The following is a 14,026-nucleotide window of genomic DNA, read 5'->3' on the forward strand; positions in this document are numbered from 1 at the left end:
ATCGTAATTGGAAAAGATCATTGGAGGGAATGGGAATACGCGGAAAGTGATATGGAGGTTATATGGGAGAATCTACAAGCATAAAGGAAATATTCGCAATACTGAGAAAGCGTCTGCTGTTTATACTTATTATTACCGCGGCGGCAACTGCCGCAGGCGGACTCATCAGTTTCTTCGCTCTTACGCCGGTCTATGAAAACTCAACTCAAATTTTGGTCAGCCAATCCAAAAACAATCAAAAAGAAGTCCAATTCAATGATGTTCAAACCAACCTCCAATTAATCAACACGTATAATGTCATCATCAAAAGTCCGGTCATCCTCGATGAGGTGATTAAACAGCTGCATCTGTCCATGACTTCGAAAGAACTGGAATCGAAAATCACGGTGTCCAGCGAGCAGGATTCACAAGTCGTGACGATCGCCGTGCGGGATACGGATGCTAAGCGGGCGGCCGTTATGGCAAATGCGGTTGCAGCCGTTTTTCAGGACAAGATCACCGCCATCATGAACGTGGATAATGTCAGCATCCTTTCAAAGGCCGAAGCGGCGGACAGCCAGTCACCGGCAGAGCCTAACCGTAAGCTGAACATCGCGATTGCGTTTGCCGCCGGACTTTTGGGCGGAATCGGTCTCGCCTTTTTGCTGGAACATCTGGATAATACGATCAAATCGGAAGAACAGCTGGAATCGCTGCTCGGCATCCCGATCCTGGGAACGGTTACTTCAATCAGTACTAAAGACAGCGTTGCCAAAAACTTGAGGATGGCGGAAACCAAACAAGCGGGGGGCGGACATGTTGACGCGTAAAAAAGACAAACCCGGAAAACGAAGCGTGATTGCGATGTCTGAGCCGAAATCCATCAACTCAGAACAATATCGCACGATCCGCACAAACATTGAATTTTCTTCCGTTGATACGGAGGTGAAGTCCCTTTTGATCACATCCGCCGGTCCGGAAGAAGGAAAATCGACAACCGCGGCCAACCTTGCCGTCGTATTTGCACAGCAGGGGAAAAAAGTGCTTTTAATTGATGCGGATCTGCGCAAACCGACGGTTCATTTCACCTTCAAATTGGATAACGGAACCGGATTAACGTCGCTGCTGTTAAAACAGATGCCGTTTCAGAAAGCCGTCCTGCCGGCTGATGAAGCAAACCTGGATATTTTAACGAGCGGGCCGATCCCGCCCAATCCGGCGGAGCTTTTATCGACGGGTGCCATGAAAGATCTTCTGTCAGAAGCCGCCGAAGTTTATGATAAGGTGATTTTGGATACGCCTCCCGTTTTGGCCGTAGCCGATACGAAAATATTAGGCAGCTACACTGACGGGGCCATTATGGTGATCTCAAGCGGGAAAACGGACAAGGAACAAGCGGCCAAGGCAAAAGAAGCGCTCGATTACTGCCCGTGCAAGCTCCTTGGGGCCGTGATGAACGGGAAGAAACAAACGAAACACTCGGACTACGCCTATTACGGACAATAATGTCATAATGGGCGCGGTCCATTCTTTTTAAGGAGGGATTGAAATATGATAGATATCCATTGTCACATCCTTCCTTCCATAGACGACGGCGCGGCGGATGATACAGAAAGCCTGAAGATGGCGAGAGAAGCGGTCAAACAGGGGATTGATACGATCATCGCGACGCCGCATCATGTGAAATACCGCTATAACACGGACCGGCATACGGTCAACGAAGCGGTCAGCCTGTTAAACAAACGTTTGAACAAGGAAGGCATTCCGCTGACTGTTCTGCCCGGACAGGAAATCAGAATAGACGGAGATCTGCTGGCAGGTCTTCAAAGCGGCACGCTTGTCCCGCTCCATAATACAAAGTATGTGCTGGCGGAATTTCCGGCGGATCATGTCCCGGCCTACGCTGAAAGGCTGTTTTATGAACTGCAGCTGAACGGATATGTCCCCGTCATCGCCCATCCGGAGCGGAACAGAGAAATTCGCGAAAACCCTTCCGTCCTATACAGTCTTGTGAAGAAAGGGGCGGCCGCCCAAGTGACGGCCGGCTGCATTGCCGGAGCATTCGGGCGGAAAGCGAAATCCTTTTCGCTGCAGCTGATTGAAGCGAATTTGATCCACTTTCTCGCATCTGACGCCCATAATCTCGGACCGAGAAATTTTTATTATCAGGAGGCGCTCGGCGTTCTGAAAAAAGAAGCAGGGGCTGAGCTGATTTACATGCTCGCGGAAAATGCGGCGCTTCTCGCTGAAAACAAAGCCGTTTATAAGGAACCTCCGCTGCCTGTGGCCCGCCGTAAGCGCTGGGGTCTTTTTTAATCGTCGTCTCCATCCCGTTTAAATGAAGCGTAAGCGGCTGTTTTGCAAGATGATTCTTTTATGCTTATGCTATTATCAGCGGCCGGCGCCGTTTTTTCCTATCATGACCTCAGGCTTCCGGCATTCAGCCGGCGCCGGAATCATATGATAATAACGGTAAGCTGCCCAGCAGCAATTTCTAAACGGTTGGGGGAACACGATGAAAATAACAGTGATCGGAACAGGCTACGTCGGTCTTGTGACAGGAGTGTCTCTTTCAGAAATCGGCCATGACGTAACATGCATAGATATTGACGAACGTAAGGTTGAGCAGATGAGAAAGGGCTTGTCCCCTATCTTTGAACCGGGACTTGAAGATATGATGAAACGAAATATCGGCCGGCATCGGCTGGCATTTGAAACGAGCTACGAAAAAGGGCTTGCGGAAGCGGACGTTATTTTTATAGCGGTCGGAACACCGCAAAAAGAAGACGGGCACGCAAACCTTACTTATATTGAAAATGTCGCCGAACGGATTGCCGAACATATTTGTAAAGATGCGATCGTCGTGACAAAAAGCACGGTTCCCGTGGGAACGAATGACAGGATCAGCGAAGTTATTCATTCACGGCTGAAAGCGGACGTGAACATTTCAATCGCCTCGAACCCGGAATTTCTCCGTGAAGGTTCGGCAATTCACGATACCTTTCACGGCGACCGCATCGTGATCGGGGCTGAAGACCGGCAGACGCGGGAAACGCTTGACCGGGTTTTCGCGCCGCTTGCGATTCCGGTATATCATACGGACATCAGAAGCGCTGAGATGATCAAATATGCGTCAAACGCATTTTTAGCGGCGAAAATCAGTTTTATTAATGAAATTTCTCATATATGTGAAAAAGTCGGTGCGGATGTGGAATCAGTCGCACACGGAATGGGATTGGATAAACGGATCGGCAATCAATTCTTAAGAGCCGGCATCGGTTACGGCGGTTCCTGTTTTCCGAAGGATACAAACGCCCTCGTGCAGATCGGGGGACATGTGGAGCATGATTTTGAATTGCTGAAGTCCGTCATTAAAGTCAACAATAACCAGCAGTCCATGCTGGTTGATAAAGTGCTGAACAGGCTCGGCGGTGTGACGGGGAAGACCATCGCGTTATTAGGGCTGTCTTTTAAGCCGAATACAGATGATATGCGGGATGCGCCGTCCATTGTCATTGCGGATCGTCTGGCGGCCCTTGACGCCCGGATGACAGCGTACGATCCGATCGCTTCATTCCGGGCTTCCGGACTGCTTCCGGCTGCGGTTTCCTATCGGGAGTCCATAGAAGAAGCCGTCAGGGGAGCGGATGCCGTCCTGATTCTGACAGATTGGGAACAAATTAAACACTTCCCGCTTGAAGCGTACAAAGAGCTGATGGAAACCCCGGTTATTTTCGACGGGAGAAACTGCCACTCGCTTGAGGAAGCGGAACAGGCGGGCGTGGAATATATCTCAATCGGAAGAAGAGCCGTCGTGCCTCAGACTGATTCTGTCACTTGAAAGGCCGGCGGACCGCGCCGGCCTTTTATCATACAATCTTTAGAGACGAAGGAGATATTTATCGTGGAAAACACATGGAAATTGCCGAAGCAAATGGAATCATCCCGCGGTCTGCTGGAAACGTCAGCACGGCCTTTTATCAAACTGCACGTCAAAAAAGATGAAACGGGACGGTATGACAGTAAAATTGCAGGAGACCCCTATTTTCCGAAACATGAACCATATCCTAAAGATGAAAGCGGCAGGCCGATGAAGCTTCTCGCTCAAATCAATTTTGCGAATATGCCCGGACTTCCTGATTTTCCGGACATCGGCATTCTTCAGTTTTACATATCGGTCAGTGATGACGTATACGGTCTGAATTTTGACGACGGGTGCGCGCAAACGGGTTTCTGCGTCAAATATTTTGAACATGTGACAGCAGAAGAAGCGGAGCTCATGGATGATTTTTCTTTCGTTCATGTTGAAGAGGAGTACGATTTTCCGATTCAATCAGAAGCGCTGATCACCCCTGAGCTGTCTGCTGAATGGGTGCTCCCGTCTGATTTTCAATTCAGGCAGTATGCCGGGATGGATGCCTTTGACTATTTCGAGCAGTTTGACGATGAGGTGTATGACGAATATACGGCGAACGCATTCGGCCATAAAATCGGCGGCTATGCGTCCTTCACCCAGGAAGATCCGCGGTCTTATTCTCATCAAAACCATACGATTCTGCTTTTGCAAATTGATTCAGATGATGACATTGATTCGATGTGGGGAGATGTGGGAATCGCCAATTTCTTTATCAGACCGGAAGATTTGAAGAAAAAAGATTTCTCAAACGTTTTGTACAACTGGGACTGCAGTTAACGACAGTATGATGATCATGATACAAGGCAAAGGAGACGGTTAATCACTGTCTCCTTTTTTTTAGGAAATTTATCATGGATACATAGAGGAGATCGATGAATGGATATGCCGTTTATGTGAGTCTTTTGGCGTTAATGATGAGCATCTCGGCTGTTGAAAATAAGCCATTTAACCTATTTAAGCTGCTTTCTGTCTATTTTAAAATATAATATATGGAAATATAGTATGGGAAAGTCTGTGCTTTTTGTACGACTTTTTGCGTAAGACGAGGTGAAAACAGATGAGCCATTCAAGCACATTAAGCCATATTAACAGCACGATCAGCCATAAACTGGGCGAGGTTGAACACCAAATTGATAAATTAAAAGAAGCGAAAAGAGAGATAGAATCTCTGCAGGAAGAGGGCGTATCTGAAATCAGGGACATCCTCAGGCCGCACCTGGACCATCATTGGACCGGCACTTTTGCTGAAGAATTTGATGACCGGCGCGATCAGGCCCATACAGAAGCATACAGAATCGTCACAGACAAATACGACGGTTATATTTACCGAATCGGCTTAAAGATGACACAGCTTGAAATTGAAAAAGGAGGGCTCCTTGCCGCCAGAAGCATCGCGAGAGAGGCAGAGCACCTGCTGACGCTGGGAGAAGAAGCCCTTGACACGGTCGGAGAAAAAATACAATCAATCAAAAGAAGCTGGAGTTGGTTTTAATGGCAGAAATAAAACTCAAATACGGAACCGTCATGAAGCAGCTTGAATCCGTCAGCAGCGCTTTGGAGGCTGTTTCGATCGGGAACGCCGGTTCAAACGGAAAAAACAAGCTCGACTATACCTCCAAGTACCAATCCCGCGAGGCAAAGCTTGTATCGATGATCAGCGAATACAAGCAGGCCGTTCATAAGAATATCGCGGACGTTAAAGACAACGTAGATTCTTTGAAAGAACAGGACGAGGCGATCGCCGTAAAATAACGAAAGAAAGGACTTGCCGATGAGCAAAGTGTTTGAATCACAATCGTTAACGGACGAAGCAGATAAGAGAAAGAAACAATACGAAGCCCTTGAAGAGCAGCTGCGTGCGCTCAAACAAGCCTTTCAAGGCGTGGCCGATCTGGGTGATGCTTTGAAAGGGAAAGGCGCAGACAATATAAAAGATTTTTTTCAGGGACAAGCGGAAATCGCCGACAGCTGGCTGACGCTTGTCTCTGCTCAAATTGCGTTTTTAAATGGCATTTCAGGTGACATTAAAGATCAAGAACTCAGCGATACATATGTGGAGACTTCATTTTTGGAGCATGAGCTGCCCAACGCGGATTTGAAAGCTTCAGAGATTGTCTCCGCTCATAAAGCAGAAATCGATTCAATTTTGTCAGGCATCAGCGATATTATTCATCTCGACACATATACGCTGGATGATTACGCTGATAAAATGGGCGATGCCCAGAAAACCAGACGTGACACGATCACGGCAGTCGATACGCTTGATGAATCCCTGACTGCTGAATATCAAAACTTAGAATCTCTGGACAACGCCGTGCTCAGCAAATATTCTGTTCTCATGCAGGCCACCAGCAACGGGAAAAGCGCATCCCCTATGTACTATGACAAAAAAGCCTTCCACAGCAATGAAATCTACAAAAGCGTCACGGCGACAGAAAAACAGGGAACGGACTATATTGACGCAAAAGCCCAGCAGGCCGAAGCAAGACGGCTTCAGGAAAAGGCTGAAGAAGAAGCCAATAAACCATGGTACGAAAAAACATGGGACGGCATCTGCAACTTTACCGGCGAAGTCACCGGCTATTATGATTATAAAAGAGCAGCCGAAGGTGTTGATCCGGTGACCGGAGAAAAGCTCTCCACCGCAGAACGCGTCACAGCAGGAGCGATGGCCGCCGCCGGATTCATACCGGTCGTCGGCTGGGCGGGCCGCGCTTTCAAAGGCGGAAAAGCCATTTACAAAACCGGAAAAACCGTCATTGCCGCAGAACATGCTTTAGATGCCTATAAAACCGGAAAATCCTTAGACATTCTCAAAATGACAGAAATGGGCGCATACGGCCTTGTCGCCTCAAACGGATTCACAGAAGCCGTCACAGGCAGAGATATGTTCGGAAACAAAGTGTCCGAGGAGAAGCGGAAGCAAGGGGCACTGGAAGCTGCGCTGAGTTTGGTTGGAGCCGGTGCATTGGCGAAGCATGTAAACAAAGGCATACCGCTTGCAAAATCGCCACAAGCATCAAAAGTTGAAAAAGGGAAAAAGATTCTAGACCAAGTAAAAGAATTCAAAGTCCCAACGAATGTGAAAATTCGTGTCCACAAGACTGTCACACCGGATGGCGCAACTTTCCCAATCATTCATGCTGATGTGAAAACGACTGCTGTGAAAGATCTTGGGATTGTGAAGATGGTTAGTGATGGCGTCCGTAAGGGAAAATCTCATAGTCCTAACATTTCTAAAAATCACGATAAAGTAGCGCATGATGGATATTATGGTCGTAAAGAATTTAGAACGATGCTTAATAATGCTTCGTTTACTCCGCATGGACATAAACATGTTAAGGCTAAAACACTTGAAGAAGCAAAACGTTTTAGTATGACAGGTAAAAAAGCTGCTCAGTACTTACCAAATGTGAATAACAAAGCTTTAGAGAAAGAGGCGCTTCTAAAAGGTCATATTATTGATAATGGAAATAACAACTATTATTTTATTTATGATGCAGGAAAAACAGTCGGTTATGATCTAGGTACACCAACAAGCTGGATTAGAGCGGAGTTTTCTGGTGGTGAATATCATGGTCATCCGATTGCTGGCAGTCGATTGGATAAGTATTTAAAACAACTTGGTATTGATAAGTAATAGGAGGCTTTTATGAGAAAGATAAAAAAAATGCCAGAAGTAAGTTTACAATCCTTAAGGATTCCAAAAGGGTGGACCATAAATCAAAACAGTTTTAGAGAAATTGATCCGAAAAATCTAGATCCAGACGATGAAAAGTGGTTATTTTTTTCACAAGATTTATTGCAATTAACATACTCTCGTAAAAATTATTTACTTGATTTAGGGTGGTATCCAGATGCGGATGCTAATGGATTTTATCAACTAGTTTTGATACAAAATGAGGATTGGGATCAACCTGTGTATGAATTTCAGTCAAATAGCCATATTGAAATAGTTGAAAATATAGAATCTTTATTAAACAAAGTTACGAATAATGAAATGTAGTTAAACATTCATTTAAACTATTAAAAAAAGCTTGCAGGGCCTGAAGTTGCAAGTTTTCAAACTAGAATTTTTAAAGTGAAAATAAATACAAAAAAAGACACTAGTTAACAAGAGGTAGGGTTGATTTTTAGATGCATGTTAAACAAATACATCTTTTCAAACTAAGCAAAGAAGAATTTGTTCAAACACAACAATCCCTAATACATAAAATCAACCTATCCCCCGTCATCCATCCAGACTCCGTCAACACATGCGCAGGCGTCGACCTCGCTTATTGGGAGCAGGACGGGGAACCGTATGGCGTATGCAGTATCATCGTGATTGACGCTGATACAAAAGAAGTGATTGAAAAAGTGCACAGCATGGGGAAAATCAGCGTGCCGTATGTTTCCGGTTTTCTTGCGTTTCGCGAGCTGCCGCTGATCATTGAAGCGGCCAAAAAGCTGGAGGCAGAGCCGGATGTATTTTTGTTTGATGGCAATGGGTATCTGCATTACAATCATATGGGCGTTGCCACCCATGCGGCTTTTTTTCTGGGTAAGCCTACAATTGGGATTGCGAAAACCTATCTCAAAATCAAAGGCTGCGATTTCGAGATGCCTGAAAATGAAGTCGGCGCCTGCACCGATATTCTCATTGACGGCGAGGTATATGGCCGGGCGCTGCGAACACGGCGGGACGTGAAGCCTATCTTCTTGTCTTGCGGACATAACATTGATTTAGAAAGCAGCTATCAGATCACAATGAAAATGATCAATCGAGAAAGCAGGCTGCCGATCCCTGTCCGTCTGGCTGACCTTGAAACGCATGTTTTGCGAACGTTTTATCGGAAAAATCACGTGTAACACTTGGGGCTCTAAGCCACCAAGTGTTTTTTTTTGTATGCCTGGTGTCTGCTTTGTTAAAAACTTTGTCGTCCTTGCAGATAGGTTTTTATTTGAATGTTTTTCGCGTCAAATCGATAAAAGCCTTTAATGGCGCAGACATCCACTTGTCCTTATGCCATGCTAGTTGAGTAAAAACAGGGCATTCATTCTGCCAATTGAGTTCTTTCATCCGTCCTTCGGCAATATCGTCTTTTACTGTCATTTCAGGCAATAGTCCAATGCCAAGTCCGGCCATCACGCATTGTTTGATGGCTTCTATGCTGACGAATTCTAATTTGTTAGGGTAGACTCCGGCGTCATGTAAAGTGTTCTCAAAGAGCGAGCGGTATGAACAGCCGTCCTCTGTCAGCAGAAGGGTTTCATTTTGAAGATCCTTCAATGTTGCTGGTGAGTCTGCTGGAAAAGGATGGTCATTGGCGGCTACTATTTTGATTTCATCCTGAATCAAAGATTCAACGTGCAGTGCGTCTTCCGTCCGATTCACATCCAAAATGAAAGTGATATCAAGCTGGCCCTGTAAGAGCTGTTCTTTCGCTTGTTCGTTGGAAACATACGGTTTGAATATGAGCTTTACTTGAGGAAAAGCCTGTTTGAATTCTTTTATGATAGGCGGAAGGCGGTATGTGCACTGGCTTTCCGTCGCGCCGATTTTCAAGGTTCCGGTTGTTTCTCTTACTTGATTTGCGGCCATTTTTGCTTCTTCTGTTAACGCAATGATCTTCTCCGCATAGGATTTGAACGTTTTACCGGCTTCTGTCAGGATGAGCCGCTTGCCGAGCCGTTCAAATAAAGGAGTCCCGATTTCTTCTTCAAGTGATTTGATCTGAGAGGTAACGCTTGATTGTGCATAGTTAAGCATCTTGGCGGTTAGGGTGAAGTTTACATGTTCTGCTGCGGTAATAAAGGTGATCAGCTGCTTCAATTCCATTTGTTCTCGCCCTTTCTAAATCGGTTTTATCGATTGAAATAATCGAAATAATCATCTGTATTGATTGATGAATCCATTATATGATGAAGAAAATCATTCGTAAACAAAGGAGCAGATGCATCATGAAAATTGCGGTTATTCATGGCGGAACGAGGTCTGGCGGAAATACAGATATTCTTGCGGAGAAGGCTGTTCAAGGATTCGATGCGGAGCACATTCATTTGCGGAAATATCAGCTTCAGCCAATTGAAGATCTGCGTCACGCTCAAGGCGGCTTTCGTCCTGTTCAAGATGACTGCGATTCTATTATTGAGCGGATATTGCCGTGCGATATTCTTGTATTCGCCACCCCAATTTATTGGTTTGGCATGTCAGGGACATTAAAGCTGTTTATTGATCGCTGGTCACAGACGCTGAGAGATCCGAGGTTTCCTGATTTTAAACAGCAAATGTCAGCGAAGCAGGCATATGTAACAGCAGTGGGAGGAGACAATCCTAAACTAAAAGGGCTGCCGCTGATTCAGCAATTTGAACATATTTTTCATTTTATGGGGATGTCCTTTAAAGGCTATGTGCTGGGAGAAGGCAATCGTCCCGGTGATATTCTTCACGATCATCAGGCGCTGAGCGCGGCGAGCAGCTTATTGAAAAGAAGTGATGCTCTATGAAGCTGCTGCTGGTTATCTCTGGTATGTTGATTCTTGCACTCTTTTTAGCTTGGAAAGCGCCGACTTCTGTTTGGATACAGGCTGAAACCAATTCGCCTCAGGTTCAGCAATTTGTGAGAATGGCAGGCGCAACGCTGCAAGTTAAGCAAATCATCAAGAGTGATGCAGGCGAAGAAACAGTTGTCATATCAAATGATATTTCCGGGCCAAAATAAAAAAGCACCTGTCCAGGTGCTTTTCTTTATAAATGAGGAACCACAAGCCCTCCATACAAAAACGCCGCGATAATCAGGAAGGCCGGATGCATCTTGAATTTTGTCAAGGCAAGAAGGGAAATCCCCGCAATCACTATCGCTTGAACCCAGCCGATCGCTTTGATGCCGTCTGCGCCGATTTGCCAGGTAAGAATGAGCATCATGACGGCGATGACAGGCTGGACGGACAGCGTCATACCTTTGATGACGGGAGATTGGCGGAAGCGCTGAATGATGCGCAAGAGGACGATCAATGCGAGCGCCGACGGTACGACGGTGGCGATCAGCGCAATCAGGAACCCGGGCCACCCGCCTGCGCTGTAGCCGACATACGCCGCGATTTTGGTGGCGATCGGGCCTGGCAATGCGTTCGCAAGCGCGAGCATATTTGAGAATTGATCGTTTGAGAGCCAGCTGTATCTGTTGACGACTTCTTCAAACATCAGCGGGATTGACGCCGGTCCGCCTCCATATCCGAGTGCGTTTGCGACAAAAAACGCCATAAATACATAAATCATGATCATGAGGCCGACATTCCTTTATCTTTTGAACGTTTATTTGTGATTTTGTCTTTCAATTTAAAATGAAACGCGCCGTATGCTAAGAAAATAATAATGACAAAGCCGGGATTGATCTGTAACGTTTGCAGGCCGATAAAAGCGATGATAAAAAACAGAATGCCGGTGACCCAGCCGAAACCTTTAAGCGCTTTTTGGCCAAACTCGTACGCCATAATGCCGAGCATGACGGCGATTACCGGTGTTACGGCGCCAATCATGCCGGCAACAATTGCTGAGTGGCTTAAGACATTGACAGCCGCAAACAAGCCCGCCATAGCAAGGCATGTAGGCAGAATATGTGCAAGGGTTGCCACGATTGCGCCTAACGTGCCTTTCAGCTTAAAGCCCAGATACGCGGCCATTTTTGTGGCAATCGGTCCGGGAAGCGCATTAGCGATCGCTAATATTTCTCCGAATTCATCATCATCTATCCATTTGTATTTATCGACGGCTTCATGGCGGATGAGCGGGATCACCGACGGGCCGCCCCCGAATCCGAGAATGCCCGTTCGGACCATCGCCGCCGTAATGTCCCAATAGGGATGTTTCATGGCTATGTCCTCCTTACAGCTTCATGCCCGTTCTGCTTTTATACCGTTTAATCAGCATTTGGCAGTCGACGCTGACGACGCCTTTTTGCGTATAGAGCCGTTTTGTCAAAAACTCTTCCATCTCCTGATCATTTGCGAAAATGCCGTGCATATGCAGCTTGCTCGGTCCGGTCATATGATAAAGGCTTGTCACGGCCGGCTCCTTTTCAAGCTTTAATGCGGTTTCCTCCAAATACTGCGGCTCCACCTCCACATTAAAAAACACGGACACATGGCGGCCGATTTTCGCCGGGTTGATGACAGCGGTGAATTTTTCAATCACACCGGCATCCAGTAAATGCTGAATGCGGTGCTGAACCGCCACTCGCGACAGGTTAACCCGCTTTCCTATGTCTGTATAGGAAATCCTCCCTTCCTCGTGCAAAATCGAAAGAATCTGTTTATCCGTTTCATCAAGGACAAGATTCGGAATGCTGTATTCATGTTCCAACCCGCTTCACCTTCCTTCATTTGGTAGACATTATTGTATCATGAAACATTACGGTATGAAGGGATAAATTTTTTATTGTTTTCGATACGTAATGACTTAGAATTATTTCTTATCGAAAAGTAAATAGTGTGTGAGATTTTCTTTCAGGAATGTGGATGGCCGCGAAGCCGCTTTTTATACTTGAGAAAATTTGTAAAGGGGCTTGCCATGAATACTTCAACCATCGGAACGAAACAAATGGTCGTCAGTCCGCATTATCTCGCTTCTCAGGCGGGGGCCGGCATTCTGGAAAAGGGCGGAAACGCGTTTGACGCGGCAGTGGCGGTCAGCGCCTGTCTGGCAGTCGTGTATCCGCATATGACGGGCCTTGGCGGGGATTCATTTTGGCTCACTTACCATAAAGAAACGGGACGAATCAAAGCTTATAACGGGAGCGGACGTTCAGGGAAGCATGTGACGAGAGACTTGTATCGGGGCAGAGAAGCGATCCCTCTGCGCGGGACAGAAAGCGCCATTACCGTTCCGGGCATGGCGGACAGCTGGGATGCCGTGCTTTCGGCGTACGGGCGTCTTTCTCTCGCTGAGGTGCTGAAGCCAGCTCTTGATTATGCGGCAAACGGATTTCCGGTGTCCGCCGACCAGTGCGTCCACACAGAACGCAATCTCGCTCTTTTAGCCTCGACGCCTTACACCTCGGCCATTTTTACGAGAAACAAAAAAGCGCCCATGCCCGGTGAACGGTTTGTCCAGAAGGATCTGGCGGCCAGCTTGGAGCAGCTTGCCGAGAAAGGCAGAAGCGCTTTTTATGAAGGAGATCTCGCTCAACGCATCATATCCTTTCTGCAAAACAACGGCAGCCGTCTGACACTTGATGACTTTAAAGCCCACCGCGGCGAGTGGACGAACCCGGTATCCTCCGATTACCGCGGGTGCAAAATCTATCAGGCTCCGCCGAATTCACAGGGCTTTACAGGCTTAATGACGCTCAATATATTGGAAAACTATGATTTTTCTCAGATCGAACACGGTTCCTTTGACTATTATCATCTGCTGATCGAGGCGCTGAAGAAGAGTTTTCAGCACCGGAATGAAGTGCTGACTGATCCGGCATTTTCTCATATTCCGCTGGATCGGCTGCTTGATAAACGGTATGCAAAGCAGCTTGCGGAAGAAATCGGTAACGTGGCTGCGCCGGCGGTAAGCCGGCCGGTCGGAAGCGACACAGCTTATGCCGCCGTCGCCGATGCGGAAGGAAATGCCGTTTCCTTTATTCAGAGCCTCTATTTCGAGTTCGGATCTGCCGTTACAGCCGGGGAGACGGGCATTCTGCTGCAAAACCGCGGGTCATTTTTTTCGCTGGACGAATCCCATGTCAATACACTTGAACCCTGCAAGCGGACGTTCCACACCCTCATGCCGGCGATGGCCTGTAAAGAAGGAAAGCCTCACATCCTGTACGGAACCCAGGGAGGAGAAGGCCAGCCGCAAACTCAGACAGCGATGATTACGCGCATCATTGATTACAAAATGGACCCCCAGCAGGCGATCAATGAGCCGCGCTGGGTCTGGGGACGGACATGGGGAGAGGAGTATGAAGGGCTGAGGGTTGAAAGCAGAATCAGCCCTGAGACGAGAGAAGCTCTAAGGCAGAGCGGCCACCGCGTCGAGACCGTTGGTGATTTTGACGGGCTTATGGGCCATGCGGCAGCGATCGTCATTGATGAAGTAGGCTTTCTCAAAGGCGGGGCCGACCCGCGCGGCGACGGAGCGGCCGCAGGAGTATAGAG

The 14,026-nt window shown here is 47.2% G+C and carries 17 protein-coding genes; 13 read left to right on the forward strand and 4 right to left on the reverse strand.

The window, feature by feature from the left end:
- Nucleotides 1-62: 62 nt before the first annotated feature.
- The 10 genes from BR62_RS0102065 (at nucleotide 63) to BR62_RS0102110 (ending at nucleotide 8,746) form a co-directional block, all read left to right on the forward strand.
- A complete protein-coding gene (locus tag BR62_RS0102065) occupies nucleotides 63-809 on the forward strand; it encodes a protein-tyrosine kinase activator TkmA (protein ID WP_015418390.1) in 747 nt (248 codons plus the stop codon).
- Nucleotides 796-1,485, forward strand: coding sequence for a CpsD/CapB family tyrosine-protein kinase (locus BR62_RS0102070; RefSeq protein ID WP_007407551.1), 690 nt, complete (start codon nucleotides 796-798; stop codon nucleotides 1,483-1,485). Before BR62_RS0102065 ends, BR62_RS0102070 begins: the two co-directional genes overlap by 14 nt.
- 45 nt (nucleotides 1,486-1,530) lie before the next feature.
- Complete coding sequence (locus BR62_RS0102075) at nucleotides 1,531-2,295, forward strand: tyrosine-protein phosphatase (protein ID WP_032869489.1); 765 nt, start codon at nucleotides 1,531-1,533, stop codon at nucleotides 2,293-2,295.
- Between the two features lie 199 nt (nucleotides 2,296-2,494).
- Entirely contained in the window at nucleotides 2,495-3,820 is a 1,326-nt protein-coding gene (locus BR62_RS0102080) for a UDP-glucose dehydrogenase family protein (protein WP_032869491.1), read from the forward strand.
- 63 nt (nucleotides 3,821-3,883) lie between these two features.
- A complete protein-coding gene (locus BR62_RS0102085; RefSeq protein WP_032869493.1) occupies nucleotides 3,884-4,672 on the forward strand; it encodes a YwqG family protein in 789 nt (262 codons plus the stop codon).
- Between the two features lie 280 nt (nucleotides 4,673-4,952).
- Nucleotides 4,953-5,387 carry a coiled-coil domain-containing protein gene (locus tag BR62_RS0102090; RefSeq protein ID WP_007407544.1) on the forward strand — a complete coding sequence of 145 codons (435 nt, stop codon included), beginning with the start codon at nucleotides 4,953-4,955 and terminating at the stop codon, nucleotides 5,385-5,387.
- Nucleotides 5,387-5,647 carry a YwqI/YxiC family protein gene (locus BR62_RS0102095; RefSeq protein ID WP_007407543.1) on the forward strand — a complete coding sequence of 87 codons (261 nt, stop codon included), beginning with the start codon at nucleotides 5,387-5,389 and terminating at the stop codon, nucleotides 5,645-5,647. Before BR62_RS0102090 ends, BR62_RS0102095 begins: the two co-directional genes overlap by 1 nt.
- Before the next feature lie 19 nt (nucleotides 5,648-5,666).
- On the forward strand, nucleotides 5,667-7,535 hold the full coding sequence (locus BR62_RS0102100) for a ribonuclease YeeF family protein (protein WP_032869495.1): 1,869 nt from the start codon (nucleotides 5,667-5,669) through the stop codon (nucleotides 7,533-7,535).
- A 12-nt stretch (nucleotides 7,536-7,547) separates the two neighbouring features.
- A complete protein-coding gene (locus BR62_RS0102105; protein WP_017418767.1) occupies nucleotides 7,548-7,901 on the forward strand; it encodes a hypothetical protein in 354 nt (117 codons plus the stop codon).
- Nucleotides 7,902-8,032: 131 nt separating this feature from the next.
- The gene (locus BR62_RS0102110; protein WP_032869497.1) at nucleotides 8,033-8,746 is read left to right on the forward strand and encodes an endonuclease V; all 714 of its coding nucleotides are present in this window, start codon (nucleotides 8,033-8,035) and stop codon (nucleotides 8,744-8,746) included.
- Nucleotides 8,747-8,834: 88 nt separating this feature from the next.
- On the opposite strand, the gene BR62_RS0102115 is transcribed toward BR62_RS0102110, so the two are convergent.
- The gene (locus tag BR62_RS0102115; RefSeq protein WP_032869499.1) at nucleotides 8,835-9,716 is read right to left on the reverse strand and encodes a LysR family transcriptional regulator; all 882 of its coding nucleotides are present in this window, start codon (nucleotides 9,714-9,716) and stop codon (nucleotides 8,835-8,837) included.
- 122 nt (nucleotides 9,717-9,838) lie between these two features.
- On the opposite strand from BR62_RS0102115, the gene BR62_RS0102120 reads away from it, so the two are divergent.
- Nucleotides 9,839-10,384, forward strand: a complete 546-nt coding sequence (locus BR62_RS0102120) for a flavodoxin family protein (RefSeq protein WP_032869501.1) — start codon at nucleotides 9,839-9,841, stop codon at nucleotides 10,382-10,384.
- A complete protein-coding gene (locus BR62_RS0102125; RefSeq protein WP_032869503.1) occupies nucleotides 10,381-10,599 on the forward strand; it encodes a hypothetical protein in 219 nt (72 codons plus the stop codon). Before BR62_RS0102120 ends, BR62_RS0102125 begins: the two co-directional genes overlap by 4 nt.
- A 26-nt stretch (nucleotides 10,600-10,625) precedes the next feature.
- On the opposite strand, the gene chrA is transcribed toward BR62_RS0102125, so the two are convergent.
- The 3 genes from chrA to BR62_RS0102140 are packed head-to-tail and all read right to left on the reverse strand — an operon-like array spanning nucleotide 10,626 to nucleotide 12,239.
- Nucleotides 10,626-11,162, reverse strand: coding sequence for a chromate resistance efflux protein ChrA (gene chrA, locus BR62_RS0102130; protein WP_015240730.1), 537 nt, complete (start codon nucleotides 11,160-11,162; stop codon nucleotides 10,626-10,628).
- Nucleotides 11,159-11,749, reverse strand: a complete 591-nt coding sequence (chrB, locus tag BR62_RS0102135; RefSeq protein ID WP_032869505.1) for a chromate efflux transporter subunit ChrB — start codon at nucleotides 11,747-11,749, stop codon at nucleotides 11,159-11,161. Before chrB ends, chrA begins: the two co-directional genes overlap by 4 nt.
- A gap of 13 nt (nucleotides 11,750-11,762) precedes the next feature.
- Nucleotides 11,763-12,239, reverse strand: coding sequence for a chromate efflux transcriptional regulator ChrS (locus BR62_RS0102140; protein WP_032869507.1), 477 nt, complete (start codon nucleotides 12,237-12,239; stop codon nucleotides 11,763-11,765).
- Nucleotides 12,240-12,446: 207 nt separating this feature from the next.
- Here BR62_RS0102140 and ggt point away from each other — a divergent pair, with 207 nt between their 5' ends.
- Nucleotides 12,447-14,024: a gamma-glutamyltransferase gene (gene ggt / locus BR62_RS0102145; RefSeq protein ID WP_032869509.1), complete on the forward strand. Its 1,578-nt coding sequence runs from the start codon at nucleotides 12,447-12,449 to the stop codon at nucleotides 14,022-14,024.
- The last annotated feature ends 2 nt before the right edge of the window (nucleotides 14,025-14,026 follow it).

Origin of the sequence: Bacillus sp. UNC69MF, from assembly GCF_000746035.1 — a bacterium.
Lineage (GTDB): Bacteria > Bacillota > Bacilli > Bacillales > Bacillaceae > Bacillus > Bacillus velezensis.